Raw genomic sequence first — 16,583 nt, forward strand, 5'->3', positions numbered from 1 at the left:
GCGCGTCACGCCGGGGACGGTGCGGGCTGGATCAGAACGCGTCGACCGGCAGCGCCATCACGCTGCCCGCGCCATTCACGATCGCGTCGCGCTGCGCGGCGCAGCGCGGCAGGATGTGCTCGGCATAGAAGCGCGCGGTGGCGATCTTGGCGTCCATGAACGCGACGTCCTGGCCGGCCGCCTTGAGCTCCTGCGCCGCCAGCAGCGAGCGCGCCAGCTGCCAGCCGGCCATCAGGTTGCCGCCCGCCATCAGGTAGGGCACCGAACCCGCGAAGGCCGCGTTCGGATTGGCCTTGCCGTTCGCCGCGATGAAGTCGACCACCTCGACGAAGGCCGCGCGCGCCACCGCCAGCTGCGTCCGCACGGCCAGCGCGTCGGCGCTGCCGCTGGCGGCCAGCGCGCCTTCGGTCTCCTCGACCTGCGCCGCGACCGAGCGCGCGAACGCGCCGCCATCGCGCACCGTCTTGCGTCCCACCAGGTCGTTGGCTTGGATCGCGGTCGTGCCTTCGTAGATCGGCAGGATGCGCGCGTCGCGGTAGTACTGCGCCGCGCCAGTCTCCTCGATGAAGCCCATGCCGCCGTGCACCTGCACGCCCAGCGAGGTGACCTCCAGGCTCATCTCGGTGCTGTAGCCCTTCACCAGCGGCACCATGAACTCGTAGAAGGCCTGCGCCTGCCGACGGGTCTCGGCGTCCTCGTGGTGATGGGCCATGTCGTAGGCCGCGGCGGCGTCGATCGCCATCGCGCGGCAACCCTCGACCAGCGCGCGCTGCGTCATCAGCATGCGGCGCACGTCGGGGTGGTGGATGATGGCCGCGGCGTCCTTGGACGAGCCGTCCACCGGCCGCGACTGCACGCGGTCCTTCGCGTATTCGACCGCCTTCTGGTAGGCGCGGTCGGCCACCGCGATGCCCTGCACGCCGACGCCGAAACGGGCCGCGTTCATCATGATGAACATGTACTCGAGGCCGCGGTTCTCCTCGCCGATCAGCGTGCCGATGGCGCCTCCATGATCGCCAAATTGCAGCACCGCGGTGGGGCTGGCCTTGATGCCCAGCTTGTGCTCGATGGACACGCAGTGCGCGTCATTGCGCGCGCCCAGCGAGCCGTCCGCGTTGACCAGGAACTTCGGCACCAGGAACAGGCTGATGCCCTTCACGCCTTCGGGCGCGCCCGGCACGCGGGCCAGCACCAGGTGGACGATGTTGTCCGCCATGTCGTGCTCGCCCCAGGTGATGAAGATCTTGGTGCCGAAGACCTTGTAGGTGCCGTCGCCCTGCGGCTCGGCGCGCGTGCGCACCATCGCCAGGTCCGAGCCCGCCTGCGGCTCGGTCAGGTTCATCGTGCCGGTCCACTCGCCGGAGATCAGCTTGGGGATGAAGGTCTGCTTCTGCTGCTCGGAGCCCGCCACCAGCAGCGCCTCGATCGCGCCGTCGGTCAGCAGCGGGCACAGCGCGAAGCTGACGTTGGCCGCCTGCACGATCTCGCCGCAGGCCGCGCCGATCGTCTTGGGCAGGCCCTGGCCGCCATAGGCCTGCGGATGCTGCAGCCCCTGCCAGCCGCCCTCGACGTACTGCTTGAACGCCTCCTTGAAGCCGGGCGTCGCGAAGACTTCGCCGTTCTTCCAGTACGAGGGGTTCCTGTCGCCTTCGACGTTCAGCGGGGCGATGACGTCCTCGTTGAGCTTGGCCGATTCCTCGAGCACCGCCTGCGCGGTGTCCAGGCCGTGATCGGCGAACGCGGGAATCTGCTCGGACAGCGTCTGCAGGCCGGCCAGGGCCTGCATGTCGAACAGCATGTCCTTGATCGGGGCGCGGTAGGTCATGGGGTGTCTCCGGATGAAAAAAGGGCGCCGCGCGTCGTCGGCGGGCGCCCTTGGTCTTGTGCGCGGCCTCACCGGGGCCGCGGGGTCGTCAGCGTCGGATCAGAGCGCCTTCACCAGTTCCGGCACCGCCGTGAACAGGTCGGCTTCGAGGCCGTAGTCGGCGACCGAGAAGATCGGCGCTTCCGGATCCTTGTTGATCGCCACGATCACCTTGGAGTCCTTCATGCCGGCCAGATGCTGGATCGCGCCCGAGATGCCGGCGGCGATGTACAGCTGCGGCGCGACGATCTTGCCGGTCTGGCCGACCTGCCAGTCGTTGGGCGCGTAGCCCGCGTCGACCGCGGCGCGCGAGGCGCCCAGCGCGGCGTTCAGCTTGTCGGCCAGCGGGGTCAGGACTTCATTGAACTTGTCGCTGCTGCCCAGCGCGCGGCCGCCGGAGACGATGATCTTGGCGGCGGTCAGCTCGGGGCGGTCGCTCTTGGTGACCTCACGGCCGACGAAGCTGCTCTTGCCGCTGTCGGCCACGGCCGTCAGCGATTCGACCGCGGCGCTGCCGCCTTCGGCGGCGGAGTCGAAACCGGTCGTGCGGACGGTGATCACCTTGACGGCGTCGGTCGACTGCACGGTCGCGATCGCGTTGCCGGCGTAGATCGGGCGCTCGAAGGTGTCGGCCGAGACGACCTTGGTGATGTCGCTCACCTGGCCCACGTCCAGCAGCGCGGCCACGCGCGGCGCGACGTTCTTGCCCGCGGCGGTGGCCGGGAACAGGACGTGCGAGTAGTCCTTGGCGATGGCGATCACCTGCGCGGCGATGTTCTCGGCCAGGCCGTCGGCGAATTGCGCGCCGTCGGCGTGCAGCACCTTGGCCACGCCCGAGATCTTGGCGGCGGCCTGCGCAGCGGCACCGGCGTTCGAGCCGGCGACCAGCACGTGCACGTCGCCGCCGATGGCGGCGGCGGCGGTGACGACGTGGTGGGTGGCGCCCTTGAGCGAGGCGTTGTCGTGTTCAGCGATGACGAGGATGGTCATGTCGTATCTCCGGATCTTGTTCTGGGGCTCAGATGACCTTGGCCTCGGTCTTCAGCTTCGCGACCAGCGTGGCCACGTCCGGCACCTTGATGCCGGCGCTGCGCTTGGGCGGCTCGGCGACCGACAGCGTCTTGATGCGCGGCGCCACGTCCACGCCCAGGTCGGCGGGCTTGACCACGTCGAGCGGCTTCTTCTTGGCCTTCATGATGTTGGGCAGCGTCACGTAGCGCGGCTCGTTCAGGCGCAGGTCGGTCGTCACGACCGCCGGCAGCGTCAGTGACACGGTCTCCAGGCCGCCGTCGACCTCGCGCGTCACGTTGACCTTGCCGTCGGCCACTTCCACCTTCGACGCGAAGGTGCCTTGCGGCAGGCCCGTCAGCGCGGCCAGCATCTGGCCGGTCTGGTTGCAGTCATCGTCGATGGCCTGCTTGCCCAGGATCACCAGCTGCGGCTGCTCCTTGTCGACCAGCGCCTTGAGCAGCTTGGCCACAGCCAGCGGCTGCAGTTCGAGGTCGGCCGGGGTCTCGACCAGGATGGCGCGGTCGGCGCCGATGGCCATCGCGGTGCGCAGCGTTTCCTGGCATTGCGTGACGCCGCAGGACACGGCGATCACCTCGGTCACCACACCCTTCTCCTTCAGGCGCACGGCCTCTTCGACGGCGATCTCGTCGAAGGGGTTCATCGACATCTTCACGTTGGCGATGTCCACGCCGGTCCCGTCACTCTTGACGCGCACCTTGACGTTGTAATCGACGACTCGTTTGACGGGGACCAATACCTTCATCGAAGCACTCCAAGCGGATTGACGTTAACGTTAATCAGATTCTAGGGGAGCCCCGGGGCGCTCCCATGTCTCCCAGCCGTCATGCGCCCTGCTCCCGTCCCGGGGATCCCCGGCGTACGGGGCGCGTCTGGTCGGCGCCGGCTCGAAAATAAAACGAACGATCGTTCTATTCTAGCCATCGAACGGGGGATGCCAAGAGGCTTGGGGACACGAATGAGGGAATCCCTCTAGACTCCGCTCCCGACACGCCGCCCCCACGATGACGACTTCCAGTTCCGCATCTCCCCTCGCCTCGCCGTCGATCTCCCCCTCGCCGGCGACACGCGTCCCCTCCATTGGGGTCTTCGACTCCGGGGTCGGGGGGCTGACCGTGCTGAAGGCCCTGCGCGAACAACTGCCGGACGTGCCGCTGCACTACCTGGCCGACACCGCGCACGCGCCTTATGGCGACCGCAGCAGCGAGTACATCGTCGATCGGAGCGTGAAGGTGGCGGAGCATCTGCACCGTGTCGGCGCCGTGATGGCGGTCGTGGCCTGCAACACGGCGACGGCGCATGCGGTCCAGGCGATGCGCGAGCGCTGGCCGCATTGGCCGGTGGTCGGCATCGAGCCCGGCGTGAAGCCGGCCGTCGCGGCGACGCGCAACGGCCGCATCGGCGTGATGGCGACCACGGCGACGATCGCGAGCCGCCGCTACGAGCAGCTGGTCGCGGCACACGCCAGCGACGTCGAACTCATCAGCCAGCCCTGCCCCGGCCTGGTGACCTTGATCGAGCGCGGCGACCTTCGCAGCCCGGAACTGGGCGAGCTGGTCGACCGCTATTGCGCGACGCTGCGCGCGGCCGGGGTCGACACCGTGCTGCTCGGCTGCACGCATTACCCCTTGATCCAGGCCCGCATCCAGGCGGCACTGGGCGACGGCGTGCGGCTGCTCAACATCGAGGACGCGGTCGCGCGCCAGGCCCGGCGCGTGTGGGAAGGCTTCGGCCTCACGCCCCGCGGCGACGGCCGGATCGTGCTCGAGAGCACCGGTGATCCGGCGCCGCTGCAGCATCTGGCAAGCGAAGCGCTGGGCTGGCGCGGCGTGACGGCCACTCGCGCCCTGGCCTGAGCCCGGCGCCGCGTCCGCTCAGACGAGCGCCCGCGCCAGACCGCGCGTCATGTCCACGCGTCTGAGCAGCCCATAGCCGAGCGCGAAGAACACGCCCGTCGCGAGGATCGCGAGCCGGTGATTGCCCGATGTCATCGCGGTGACGGCGCCATAGGTCAGCGGGCCGATGATCGCGGCCAGCCGCGTCGCGAAGGTCCAGAGCCCGAAGAATTCGGCCAGGCGGTCATGCGGCGCGAGCGCGCCCGCCAGCGCGCGGCCGCAGGACTGGCTCGAGCCCATGCACAGGCCCGCGATCAACGCGGCGATCCAGAACAGCCAGGCGCTCGTCGCGAGGAAGGCCAGCAGCACCATCATCATCCAGCCCACCAGCGTGACGGCGAGCGCGGGCTGATGACCGATGCGGTCCTCGTAGTAGCCGAAGGCGAAGGCGCCGACGGCCGAGGCGATGTTGACCAGGAACACCAGCGTCATCGTCTGCGCCTGCGTGAAACCGAGCGCCTGCTCGGCATAGACGGCCGCGAGCGCGATGACGACGGCGATGCCGGCCTGGTAGCTCGTGCCGCAGGCGAGCAGACGGAGGAAGTCGGGATAGGCGCGGGCCCGCTGCCACGAGGCCCAGAGCTGCGACAGCCCGGATCCCATGCGCGCGGCACGGCGCGTCGCGCAGGGATCGGCGCGCTCGCGCATCAGGAGGAAGGTCGGCACGGCGGCCAGCAGATAGAAGGCCGCGGTGATCAACATCGTCACGGGGACCACATGGCTGGCGGACTCGCCGCGCGCGGGAGCGCTCAGCACGTAACCCAGGCACAGCCCCAGCGCGAGCATGCCGCCGAGATAGCCGAAGGCCCAGCCCCAGCCCGACACGCGGCCGAGCGCGTCGCGCCGTGCGAGTTCAGGCAGGAAGGCGGCGATCAGCGACTCGCCATAGGAGAAGAACACGTTGGAGACGACCACGGCGGCCGCGGCCCACCACAACTGTTCAGGGCCGAAAAAGGCCAGCGCCGCCGTCGACAGCACGCAGCCGACCGTGCAATAGCCCAGCAGCCGCTTCTTGGCCGCGTGCGCATCGGCCCAGGCGCCGAGTCCCGGCATCGTGACCATCACGACGAAGCTGGAGAAGGCCACCAGCACGGTCCACAGCAGCGTCGCGGACGGCTGTCCCTTGGCAAGGACGCCGACGAAATACGCGTTGTAGACGGCGGTCAGGACGACGGTCGTGTAGCCGGAATTGGCGAAGTCATACATCGACCAGCCAAGGACTTCGCGTTTGCGGACGCCCGGATTCAACAGTTCCTGCGCGAACAAGGCCATGCGATGCAATGCCCCGGAAACCATGCGCGTGGTGCCTGGAACGGGACTCGAACCCGTACGCCGGTGAAGGCGGCGGATTTTAAGTCCGCTGTGTCTACCGATTTCACCATCCAGGCCGCGACGGCTCCGCGAGGAGTTCCAAGTCGAGGTGACCGGACATTATCGGGGCGGCCGGGAAAGAAAAAAGGGAAGCCGGATCGGCTTCCCTTTCGAGGAGTTTGGAGCGGGAAACGAGGCTCGAACTCGCGACCTCAACCTTGGCAAGGTTGCGCTCTACCAACTGAGCTATTCCCGCATCGCAGGACAGCCGGATGACTCAGCATCCAACCACCCTTTGGTGTCGTTGGAGCGGGAAACGAGGCTCGAACTCGCGACCTCAACCTTGGCAAGGTTGCGCTCTACCAACTGAGCTATTCCCGCAATGTCCATTCTTTGGAGGCGCGATCCGGAGTCGAACCGGACTGACCGGATTTGCAATCCGGGGCATAACCGCTTTGCTATCGCGCCCCAGAACCCTGGACGGGATTCTGTGGGAACCGGATTTGGTTGTCCGATTCCGATAAAAAATGGAAGCCGGAGCTTCCATCCTTTTCAAACCTGGAGCGGGAAACGAGGCTCGAACTCGCGACCTCAACCTTGGCAAGGTTGCGCTCTACCAACTGAGCTATTCCCGCAGGGTCTTCAACGCACTGCCTGCTTCAACTTCTCTGCGTCTCTTTCGATTCGCCTTGCTGTCGCAGCACCGTTTGCGCTGAAGCCGAGAGTATAGAACGGTTTTTGACACTCACACAAGAGTTCGGCGCGTTCTTTATGAAGATCGCCCAACCGCCCTCCCCTGGCCGGCCGCGCCGCAATGAAGAATGGCGCCCTGAGGCGCCATTCGCGGGTCATTGAAGCAGTCAGTGCTTCAGCGAGTCTCCACCCGCTTCGGGCTTGGGCTCGGCGACCTTCTCGGCCGGAGGCGTCGCGGCGGACTCTTCCTCCGGCAGCGCCGACGGGTAGGCCTCCAGCGCCACTTCGAGCACGCGGTCGATCCAGCGGACCGGAACGATCTCCAGCTGGTTCTTCACGTTCTCCGGAATGTCCTGAAGGTCCTTCACGTTCTCTTCCGGAATCATCACCGTCTTGATGCCACCGCGATGCGCGGCCAGGAGTTTCTCCTTCAGGCCGCCAATCGCCGTGACCTCGCCACGCAGCGTGATCTCGCCCGTCATCGCGACGTCGGCCCGCACCGGGATGCCGGTCAGCGTCGACACGAAGGCCGTCGTCATCGCGGCACCGGCGCTCGGACCATCCTTGGGCGTCGCGCCATCGGGCAAGTGCACGTGGATGTCGCGCTTCTCGAACGCCTCGTCCTTGATGCCCAGCCGGCGGGCTCGCGAACGCACCACCGTGCGCGCCGCCTCGACGGATTCCTTCATCACGTCGCCCAGCGAGCCGGTGCGGATGATGTTGCCCTTGCCCGGCATCGACGTGGCCTCGATGGTCAGCAGATCGCCGCCCACTTCCGTCCACGCCAGACCGACCACCTGGCCCACCTGGTTCTTCTTCTCGGCGCGGCCGAAGTCGTACTTGCGCACGCCCAGGAACTCGTTCAGGTTGTCCTCGTTGACCACCACCTTGCCCTCGAAGGTCTTCAGCTGCAGGCCCTTCACGACCTTGCGGCAGATCTTCGAGATCTCGCGCTCCAGCGAACGCACGCCGGCCTCGCGGGTGTAGTAGCGGATCACGCCGCGGATCGCGTCTTCGGTAACCTCGAGCTCGTCATCCTTCACGCCGTTGTTGCCACGCTGCTTGGGCAGCAGGTAGCGCTGGGCGATGTTGACCTTCTCGTCCTCGGTGTAGCCCGACAGGCGGATGACCTCCATCCGGTCCAGCAGCGCCGGCGGAATGTTCAGCGAGTTCGACGTCGCCACGAACATCACATCGCTCAGGTCGTAGTCGACCTCGATGTAATGGTCGGCGAAGGTGTGGTTCTGCTCGGGGTCCAGCACCTCCAGCAGCGCCGACGACGGGTCGCCGCGGAAGTCCATGCCCAGCTTGTCGATCTCGTCGAGCAGGAACAGCGGATTGCGCGTGCCGACCTTGGACAGGCTCTGCAGCACCTTGCCCGGCATCGAGCCGATGTAGGTGCGGCGGTGGCCGCGGATCTCGGCCTCGTCGCGCACGCCGCCCAGCGCCATGCGCACGAACTTGCGGCCCGTGGCGCGCGCCACCGACTGCCCCAGCGAGGTCTTGCCCACGCCCGGAGGGCCGACCAGGCACAGGATCGGCGCCTTCACCTTGTCGACGCGCTGCTGCACCGCGAGGTATTCGAGGATGCGTTCCTTGACCTTGTCCAGACCGTAGTGGTCCTCGTTCAGCACGGCTTCGGCATTGGCCAGGTCGTGCTTGATCTTGGTCTTCTTCGCCCACGGCAGGTTGACCAGCGTGTCGATGTAGTTGCGCACGACGGTCGCTTCCGCGGACATCGGCGACATCAGCTTGAGCTTCTTGAGCTCGGCCTCGGCCTTCTTGCGCGCTTCCTTCGGCATGCGAGCAGCCTGGATCTTCTTCTCCAGCTCCTCCATGTCGGCGCCTTCCTCGCCGTCGCCCAGTTCCTTCTGGATGGCCTTGACCTGTTCGTTCAGGTAGTACTCGCGCTGCGACTTCTCCATCTGGCGCTTGACGCGGCCACGGATGCGCTTCTCGACCTGGAGGATGTCGACCTCGTGCTCGAGCAGGTCCAGCAGCTTCTCCAGCCGCTTGCCCACTTCGGAGAGGTCCAGCACCGACTGCTTGGCATCGAGCTTCAGCGGCAGGTGCGCCGCGATCGTGTCGGCCAGCCGGCCGGCGTCATCGATGCCGGCGATGGACGTCAGGATCTCGGGCGGGATCTTCTTGTTCAGCTTGACGTACTGGTCGAACTGCTGCGTCACGGCACGGCGCAGCGCCTCGACCTCGGGCTGGTCGTCGGCTTCCGGCGGGATCGGCAGCACCTCGGCGGTGAAGTGCTCCTCGCCGTCCTCGATCTTGTTGGTCGTGGCGCGCTGCAGGCCTTCGACCAGCACCTTCACGGTGCCGTCGGGCAGCTTCAGCATCTGCAGGATGCTGGAGACGCAACCCATCTCGAACATGTCGTCGGGCTTGGGTTCGTCCTTGCCGGCCGCCTTCTGCGCGACCAGCATGATCTGGCGGCCCGCTTCCATCGCCGCTTCCAAGGCCTTGATGGACTTGGGACGGCCCACGAAGAGCGGGATCACCATGTGCGGGAACACGACGACGTCGCGCAGCGGGAGCAGCGGCAGCGTGATGGGTTCCGCGGGGAGGATCGGATGACCGGACATGAAAACCTCTCTTTCTCAGGCCCATCTAGGGCCCGAGGGGCCAATTACAAGGTGCCGTTCAATAGCCTTTGAGCAATTGCATTCCACGGCAAGGAGTGGCAAGCAGATCGCCCGGTGTCTCGGCTGGGTGGGCGGGCTCAGGCGCTCGCCTTGGCCTCGCGGTAGACCAGCAACGGCTTGGTGTCCTCATCGATGTTGTGTTCGTCCAGCACGACCTTGGCGACGCTCTCCAGCGACGGCAGCTCGAACATCGTGTCGATCAGCGCGTGCTCGACGATCGAGCGCAGGCCGCGGGCGCCGGTCTTGCGCGCCAGCGCCTTGCGCGCGACGGCGCTCAGCGCCGACGGGCGCACTTCCAGCTCGACGCCATCCATCGCGAACAGCTGCTGGTACTGCTTGACCAGCGCGTTGCGCGGCTCGGTCAGGATCTGCACCAGCGCGTCCTCGGTCAGCTCGCCCAGCGTGGCGATCACCGGCAGACGGCCGACCAGTTCCGGAATCAGGCCGAACTTGATCAGGTCGCCCGGCTCGACCTCGCGGAACAGCTCGCCGACCTTCTTCTCGCTCTTGCTCTTGACCGAGGCGCCGAAGCCGATGCCCGACTTCTCGGAACGGTTCTGGATGACCTTCTCGAGGCCGTCGAACGCGCCGCCGCAGATGAACAGGATGTTGGTCGTGTCGATCTGCAGGAAGTCCTGGTTGGGATGCTTGCGGCCGCCCTGCGGGGGGACCGAGGCCATCGTGCCTTCGACCAGCTTGAGCAGCGCCTGCTGGACGCCCTCGCCCGACACGTCGCGGGTGATGGAGGGGTTGTCCGCCTTGCGGCTGATCTTGTCGATCTCGTCGATGTAGACGATGCCGCGCTGGGCGCGCTCGACGTCGTAATTGCAGTTCTGCAGCAGCTTCTGAATGATGTTCTCGACGTCCTCGCCGACATAGCCGGCCTCGGTCAGCGTCGTCGCATCGGCGATCACGAACGGGACGTTCAGCACGCGCGCCAGCGTCTGCGCCAGCAGCGTCTTGCCCGAGCCGGTCGGTCCGATCAGCAGGATGTTGCTCTTGGACAGCTCGACGCCGTCCTTGGTGTCGGCCGCGTGGCGCAGCCGCTTGTAATGGTTGTAGACCGCGACGGCCAGCGTGCGCTTGGCCACGTCCTGGCCGATCACGTACTGGTCCAGCGTCGTCTTGATCTCGCTGGGGACGGGCAGGTCCGACTTGCTGGCGCGGCCGCCGGTCGCGGTCTCGGCCGGGACTTCGTCCCGGATGATGTCGTTGCACAGCTCGATGCACTCGTCGCAAATGAACACCGACGGGCCAGCGATCAGCTTCTTGACCTCATGCTGGCTCTTGCCGCAGAAGGAGCAGTACAAGACTTTTTCGCTGGAGTTGCCTTTTTTCTCGGCCATGGGAGTGCTGCTGGGGCTGCTGGAGGGCTGCGGGGAATACAGGCAAGTGCCTGCATTGATGATAGTTCAATTGCCGGCACCACCCTTGGGGGGATAAAAGCCCCTAAGAGTGGTCAGTTGGTACGGTCAACGGCGGTCAGTTGCCGTGCACGGCCGGCGGTTCCATCCCGCACCGCGGGATGGAGGCGGACGCAGCCGCGATCAGGGACGCTTCGCGATGACCTGGTCGATCAGGCCGTAGGTCGAGGCCTCGTCGGCCGACATGAAGTAGTCCCGCTCGGTGTCGGCCTGGATCTTCTCCAGGCTTTGGCCGGTGCGCTCGGCCAGGATGCGATTGAGCTGCTCGCGGGTCTTGAGGATCTCGCGGGCGTGGATCTCGATGTCGGTGGCCTGACCCTGCGCGCCGCCCAGCGGCTGGTGGATCATGATCTTGGAGTTCGGCAGCGCGAAGCGCTTGCCCTTCTCGCCGGCCGCCAGCAGGAAGGCGCCCATCGAGGCCGCCATGCCCATGCACAACGTCGACACCTGCGGCTTGATGAACTGCATCGTGTCGTAGATCGACATGCCGGCGGAAACGCTGCCGCCCGGCGAGTTGATGTACAGCGAGATCTCCTTGTCCGGGTTCTCGCTCTCCAGGAACAGCAGCTGGGCGACCACCAGGTTGGCGACGGCATCGTTCACCGGGCCGACCAGGAACACGATGCGTTCGCGGAGCAGGCGGCTGTAGATGTCGTAGGCGCGCTCGCCGCGGCCCGACTGTTCGATGACGATGGGCACCATGCCCAGGTTGCTGGTTTCAAGCGCGCTCATGAAATCCTCTGTATTGGTTCGAGATCACGACAAACCATTATGTCGTGCGCTCCATCCCCTTTCCGCCATGCGGGGGGGCCCTCCGGAGAGTGGCCTTCGCGCGCCGGTTGCGCCAGGGAAAGAAAAAGGCGCCGGCCTCGCGGCCTGGCGCCTTACTTGGCGGTGACTGCCCGGCGAATCAAGAGGGCACCGGGATAGTCCCTCGCCTGATCGGCAGACCAGGCCGATCAGGCCGTCGCCATCAGCTCGTCGAACGGCAGCTGCTTGTCGGCGATCTTGACCTTGCCCAGGACGAAGTCGGTGACGTTGTTCTCGATCACGACGGCTTCGACCTCGGCCATGCGCTCGCGGTCCGACAGGTACCAGCGCACGACTTCCGCCGGCTTCTCGTAGCTTTGCGAGATGTCCTCGATGTGCGCCTGCAGCTGCTCGGGCTTGGCCTGCAGGTTGTTGGCGCGCACCAGCTCGGCCACGACCAGACCCAGGCGCACGCGCCGCTCGGCCTGTTCGTTGAACAGCTCGGCGGGGATCGGGGCCTTGTCGGCGTCCTTGATGCCGCGCTTCTTCAGGTCTTCGCGGGCATTGGCGACCATGCGCTCGGCCTCGCCGGCGATCAGCGCCTTGGGCACCTCCAGCTCGGCCTTGCCGACCAGCGCATCCATCGCGGCGCCCTTGTTGCGGGCCAGCACGCGGAACTTCACTTCACGCTCGAGGTTCTTCTTGATGTCGGCGCGCAGCGCCTCGACCGTGCCGTCCTTGATGCCCAGCGCCTTGGCGAAGGCTTCGTTCACTTCGGGCAGGTGCTGGGCCTCGATCTTCTTGACGGTGACCAGGAAGTCGGCTTCCTTGCCGGCGACATCCTTGCCGTGATAGTCCTCGGGGAAGGCGAGCGGGAAGGTCTTGGACTCGCCCGCCTTCATGCCGCGCACGGCCTTCTCGAAGGCCTCGAGCATCTGGCCCTCGCCCAGCAGGAACTGGAAGCCGTCGGCCTTGCCGCCGGCGAAGGGCTCGCCGTCGATCTTGCCTTCGAAGTCGATGGTCACGCGGTCGCCGTCGGCGGCCACGTCGGCCGCGCCGCGCTGCGCGAACGACCGGCGCTGCTTGCGCAGGATCTCGACGGTCTTGTCGATGGCTTCCTCGGTGACGTCGGCGGTGACGCGCTCCACTTCAGCCTCGGCCAGGTCGCCGATCTTGACCTCGGGGTAGATCTCGAAGGTGGCGTCGAAGGCCAGTTCGCCGTCGGCTGAGGTGTCCTTCTGGGCGATGCTGGGCATGCCGGCCACGCGCAGCTTGGCTTCGTTGGCGGCGACCGTGAAGGCCTCGCCCAGCTTGTCGTTGACGACTTCGTACTGCACCTGCGCGCCGTAGCGCTGCGCCACGAAGGACATCGGCACCTTGCCGGGACGGAAGCCGTCGGCCTTGACGGTGCGGGCCAGCTTTTTCAGACGGGCTTCGACCTCGGTGTTGATGTCGGCGGCCGCCAGCGTGAGCGTGATGCGGCGTTCGAGCTTTTCGAGAGTTTCGACGGTGACAGCCATAGTGGACTCGGAATCAGTTGGAAGTGTGGTGCGCGGGGCCGGACTCGAACCGGCACGCCCGTGAAGGCGTCAGGACCTAAACCTGGTGCGTCTACCAATTTCGCCACCCGCGCCGGGTGAACTGGGGACGCCGCGATCGCTGCGCGCAGTCCGCGCGACGGCCCCTTGGTATTCAGAGTTGCAGAAAGTAGAGCCCATGGCCCTGCCGTCCGCGATCCGGAAAACCGGCGATTGTAGCCAAGGAATCGCGCGTTTCCGACGGGGACTCCCGCCCCTCCCGGGCGGGAGAAACCCCTCCCCGGTCAGTGGGACGAGGGCGCGATGCCCGCGTCCGGGTCCCGCTCGACGCGGAACCAGGCCGCGTACATCGCCGGCAGCGCCAGCAGCGTGAGCACGGTGGCGACGATCAGGCCGCCCATGATGGCCACGGCCATCGGTCCCCAGAACACGCTGCGCGACAGCGGCACCATCGCCAGCACGGCGGCCGCCGCGGTCAGCGCGATCGGCCGCAGGCGCCGCACCGCGGACTCGACGATCGCCTGCGCCGCCGGCACGCCGCGGCTGCGGTCCTGCTCGATCTGGTCGATCAGGATGACCGAGTTCCGCTGGATCATGCCCAGCAGCGCGATCACCCCCAGCAGCGCGACGAAGCCGAACGGCCGGTTCAGGATCAGCAGCGCCGCCGACACGCCGGCGATGCCCAGGAAGCCGGTCAGGAAGGCCAGCATCGCCCGCGAGAAGCTGTGCAGCTGCAGCATCAGCAGCGTGAAGGTGACGAAGAGCATGATCGGCACGCCCGCCGCGATCGAGCCGGTGCCCTTGCTGCTCTCCTCCACCGCGCCGGCGATCGTGATCGAGTAGCCCGGCGGCATCTCCTTGCGCATCGCGTCGAGCGCCGGCCAGACCTGGTTGGTCACGGTCGCGCCCTGCAGGCCCTCGATGACGTCGCCCTGCACCGTGATCGTGAACTGGCGGCTCTCCCGGTGCATGCGCCCCGGCTCCCAGGTGAACTGGGGCTTGGCCACCTGCGTCAACGGGACCGAGCGTCCCGAGGACGTCGTCACGTAGGCATTGGCGAGCTCCGACAGCGTGTCGCGCTCCTGCACCGGCTGGCGCAGGACGATGTCGATGAGGCGGTCGGCCTCGCGGTACTGCGACACCGTGGTGCCGGAGACCAGGATGCGCGCCGCCTGCGCGATGCTCTGGCTGGTGACGCCGAGCGCGCGCGCCTTGTCCTGGTCGACCTGCAGGCGCAGGACCTTGATGGCCTCGTTCCAGTCGTCGTTGACGCCCAGCATGTTGGGGTTGGCGCGCATCGTCTCCTTGGCGCGATCCGCGTACTGGCGCAGCAGCGCCGGATCGTCGCCCGAGATGCGGAACTGCACCGGGTACGGCACCGGCGGGCCGTTGGGCAGCAGCTTGACGCGGCCGCGCACCTCGGAGAATTCCTCGGCCAGGATCTGCGGCAGCTTGTGCCGCAGCGTCTCGCGGTCGGCCGGGGTCTTGGGCAGGATGATGGCCTGGCTGACGTTGGTGTTGGGCAGGATCTGGTCCAGCGGCAGGTAGAAGCGCGGCACGCCCGAGCCGATCCAGGTCGCGATGCTGCCCACCAGCGGCTCCTTGGCCATGCGGGCCTCGAAGCGCTGGGCGACCTGGTTGCTCTGCTCGATGGTCGAGCCCTCGGGCAGCCACAGGTCGACGAGGATCTCCGGCCGGCTCGAGTCCGGGAAGAACTGCTGCTGCACCTTGCCCATGCCGGCCAGGCCCAGCACGAACACCAGGATGGTCAGGCCGATGGTCTTCCAGCGGTGGTAGACGCACCAGGCGACCCAGCGGCGGAAGCGGTTGTAGAACGGCGTGTCGAAGACCTCGTGGGCCTCGCCCTCGTGGCCGGCGCGGGTCTTGAGCAGCAGCGCGCCGAGATACGGCACGAAGTAGACCGACACGATCCACGAGATCACCAGCGCCGCCGCGGTCACCGCGAAGATGGCGAAGGTGTATTCGCCCACGGTGGACTTGGCCAGCCCGATCGGCAGGAAGCCGACCGCGGTGATCAGCGTGCCGGTCAGCATCGGCTTGGCGGTGACGTCATAGGCGTACGTCGCCGCATGCATCTTGTCGTAGCCCTCCTCGAGCTTGCGCACCATCATCTCGACCGCGATGATCGCGTCGTCGACCAGCAGGCCGAGCGCGATGATCAGCGAGCCGAGCGAGATCTTGTGCAGCCCCACGCCCGCGTAGAGCATCACGACGAAGGTGATGGCCAGCACCAGCGGGATCGTGATGCCCACCACCAGGCCGGGCCACACGTCGATGCGCAGCGGCCGGGTGTGCAGGCCCAGGCTGATGAAGCTGACGCCGAGCACAACCACCACCGCCTCGATCAGCACGTGCACGAACTCGCCCACCGAGGTCTTCACCGCCGACGGCTGGTCCTGGATCTGCTGCAGCGTGATGCCCGCGGGCAGCTGCTGCTGCAGCCGCGCGACGGAGCCCTGCAGCGACTTGCCCAGCGCGATGATGTCGCCGCCCTTGCCCATCGACACGCCCAGCGCGACGACCTGCTTGCCGTTGAAGCGCACCATCGTCGTGGCCGGATCGACGTAGCCGCGGCGGACCTTGGCGATGTCCCCCAGCCGGATGCTGCTGCCGGCGCCCGTCTGCGCGTTGACGCCGCGGATCGGGAAATCGCTCAGCGCCTGGACCGAGTTCAGCTGGCCCTCGATGCGGATCTGCAGGTTGGCGCTGCCGGCGTCCATCACGCCGGCGCTCTCGACCGCGTTCTGCGCGTTGAGCTGCGACACGACCTGGTTGAAGTCCAGGCCCAGTTCGGCGAGCCGCTTCTGCGAGATCTCGATGAACAGCTTCTCCGCCTGCACGCCGAACAGGTCGACCTTGGCGACGTCGGGCACGCGCAGCAGCTCGGAGCGCACCGCCTCGGCCTGCTGGCGCAGTTCCTCCATCGAGAAGCCGCCGTCCGAGGACAGCGCGAAGATCGAGCCGTAGACATCGCCGAACTCGTCGTTGAAGAACGGGCCCAGCACGCCCTGCGGCAGCGTGGCCCGCAGGTCGCCGATCTTCTTGCGGACCGTGTACCAGAGCTGGGGCACCTCGCCCGGCGCGGTGTTGTCCTTCACCTGGAAGATGGTGAGCGACTCCCCCGGCTTGGTGTAGCTGCGGATCTTGTCGGCGTGCGGCACCTCCTGGAGGGTGCGCTCGATCTTGTCGGTGACCTGCTCGGCCATCTGCTGCGGCGTCGCGCCGGGCCAGTAGGCCTGCACGACCATCGCGCGGAAGGTGAACGGGGGGTCCTCGTCCTGGCCCAGCTGGAAGTAGGCGGCGAAGCCCAGCACCATCAGCACCACCATCAGGTAGCGCGTCAGCGGGGCATGCTCCAGCGCCCAGCGCGAGAGGTTGAAACCGGCGCGGCTCGGGTTGCTCAT

The 16,583-nt window shown here is 67.1% G+C and carries 10 protein-coding genes and 6 tRNA genes; 1 reads left to right on the forward strand and 15 read right to left on the reverse strand.

The window, feature by feature from the left end; all coding sequences use genetic code 11:
- Positions 1 to 31 precede the first annotated feature (31 nt).
- The 3 genes from ACEN96_RS20995 to ACEN96_RS21005 all read right to left on the reverse strand — a co-directional run bounded on the left by ACEN96_RS20995 (position 32) and on the right by ACEN96_RS21005 (position 3,638).
- Complete coding sequence (locus ACEN96_RS20995) at positions 32 to 1,825, reverse strand: acyl-CoA dehydrogenase (RefSeq protein WP_495585000.1); 1,794 nt, start codon at positions 1,823 to 1,825, stop codon at positions 32 to 34.
- Between the two features lie 99 nt (positions 1,826 to 1,924).
- Positions 1,925 to 2,854 carry an electron transfer flavoprotein subunit alpha/FixB family protein gene (locus ACEN96_RS21000; protein ID WP_495585001.1) on the reverse strand — a complete coding sequence of 310 codons (930 nt, stop codon included), beginning with the start codon at positions 2,852 to 2,854 and terminating at the stop codon, positions 1,925 to 1,927.
- Between the two features lie 28 nt (positions 2,855 to 2,882).
- A complete protein-coding gene (locus ACEN96_RS21005; RefSeq protein ID WP_495585002.1) occupies positions 2,883 to 3,638 on the reverse strand; it encodes an electron transfer flavoprotein subunit beta/FixA family protein in 756 nt (251 codons plus the stop codon).
- Between the two features lie 259 nt (positions 3,639 to 3,897).
- Here ACEN96_RS21005 and murI point away from each other — a divergent pair, with 259 nt between their 5' ends.
- On the forward strand, positions 3,898 to 4,749 hold the full coding sequence (gene murI / locus ACEN96_RS21010) for a glutamate racemase (protein ID WP_495585003.1): 852 nt from the start codon (positions 3,898 to 3,900) through the stop codon (positions 4,747 to 4,749).
- An 18-nt stretch (positions 4,750 to 4,767) separates the two neighbouring features.
- Here the strand turns inward: murI and ACEN96_RS21015 are convergent, their stop codons facing one another.
- The 12 genes from ACEN96_RS21015 to ACEN96_RS21070 all read right to left on the reverse strand — a co-directional run bounded on the left by ACEN96_RS21015 (position 4,768) and on the right by ACEN96_RS21070 (position 16,583).
- Positions 4,768 to 6,060, reverse strand: coding sequence for an MFS transporter (locus ACEN96_RS21015; protein WP_495585004.1), 1,293 nt, complete (start codon positions 6,058 to 6,060; stop codon positions 4,768 to 4,770).
- Positions 6,061 to 6,089: 29 nt separating this feature from the next.
- A tRNA-Leu gene (locus ACEN96_RS21020) sits at positions 6,090 to 6,176 on the reverse strand.
- 103 nt (positions 6,177 to 6,279) lie between these two features.
- Positions 6,280 to 6,355 (reverse strand) — tRNA-Gly (locus ACEN96_RS21025).
- A 49-nt stretch (positions 6,356 to 6,404) separates the two neighbouring features.
- A tRNA-Gly gene (locus ACEN96_RS21030) sits at positions 6,405 to 6,480 on the reverse strand.
- A gap of 13 nt (positions 6,481 to 6,493) precedes the next feature.
- Positions 6,494 to 6,567: transfer RNA gene (locus ACEN96_RS21035), tRNA-Cys, on the reverse strand.
- Positions 6,568 to 6,658: 91 nt separating this feature from the next.
- Positions 6,659 to 6,734, reverse strand: a tRNA-Gly gene (locus ACEN96_RS21040).
- Positions 6,735 to 6,959: 225 nt separating this feature from the next.
- On the reverse strand, positions 6,960 to 9,386 hold the full coding sequence (gene lon / locus ACEN96_RS21045; protein ID WP_495585005.1) for an endopeptidase La: 2,427 nt from the start codon (positions 9,384 to 9,386) through the stop codon (positions 6,960 to 6,962).
- Between the two features lie 137 nt (positions 9,387 to 9,523).
- A complete protein-coding gene (clpX, locus tag ACEN96_RS21050; protein ID WP_495585006.1) occupies positions 9,524 to 10,792 on the reverse strand; it encodes an ATP-dependent Clp protease ATP-binding subunit ClpX in 1,269 nt (422 codons plus the stop codon).
- A 201-nt stretch (positions 10,793 to 10,993) separates the two neighbouring features.
- Entirely contained in the window at positions 10,994 to 11,602 is a 609-nt protein-coding gene (gene clpP, locus ACEN96_RS21055; protein ID WP_343639564.1) for an ATP-dependent Clp endopeptidase proteolytic subunit ClpP, read from the reverse strand.
- Between the two features lie 227 nt (positions 11,603 to 11,829).
- The gene (gene tig / locus ACEN96_RS21060; protein ID WP_495585007.1) at positions 11,830 to 13,140 is read right to left on the reverse strand and encodes a trigger factor; all 1,311 of its coding nucleotides are present in this window, start codon (positions 13,138 to 13,140) and stop codon (positions 11,830 to 11,832) included.
- A gap of 26 nt (positions 13,141 to 13,166) precedes the next feature.
- A tRNA-Leu gene (locus ACEN96_RS21065) sits at positions 13,167 to 13,253 on the reverse strand.
- Positions 13,254 to 13,442: 189 nt separating this feature from the next.
- On the reverse strand, positions 13,443 to 16,583 hold the full coding sequence (locus ACEN96_RS21070) for an efflux RND transporter permease subunit (RefSeq protein ID WP_495585008.1): 3,141 nt from the start codon (positions 16,581 to 16,583) through the stop codon (positions 13,443 to 13,445).

It is taken from the genome of Roseateles sp. Mitsp63 (assembly GCF_059491535.1).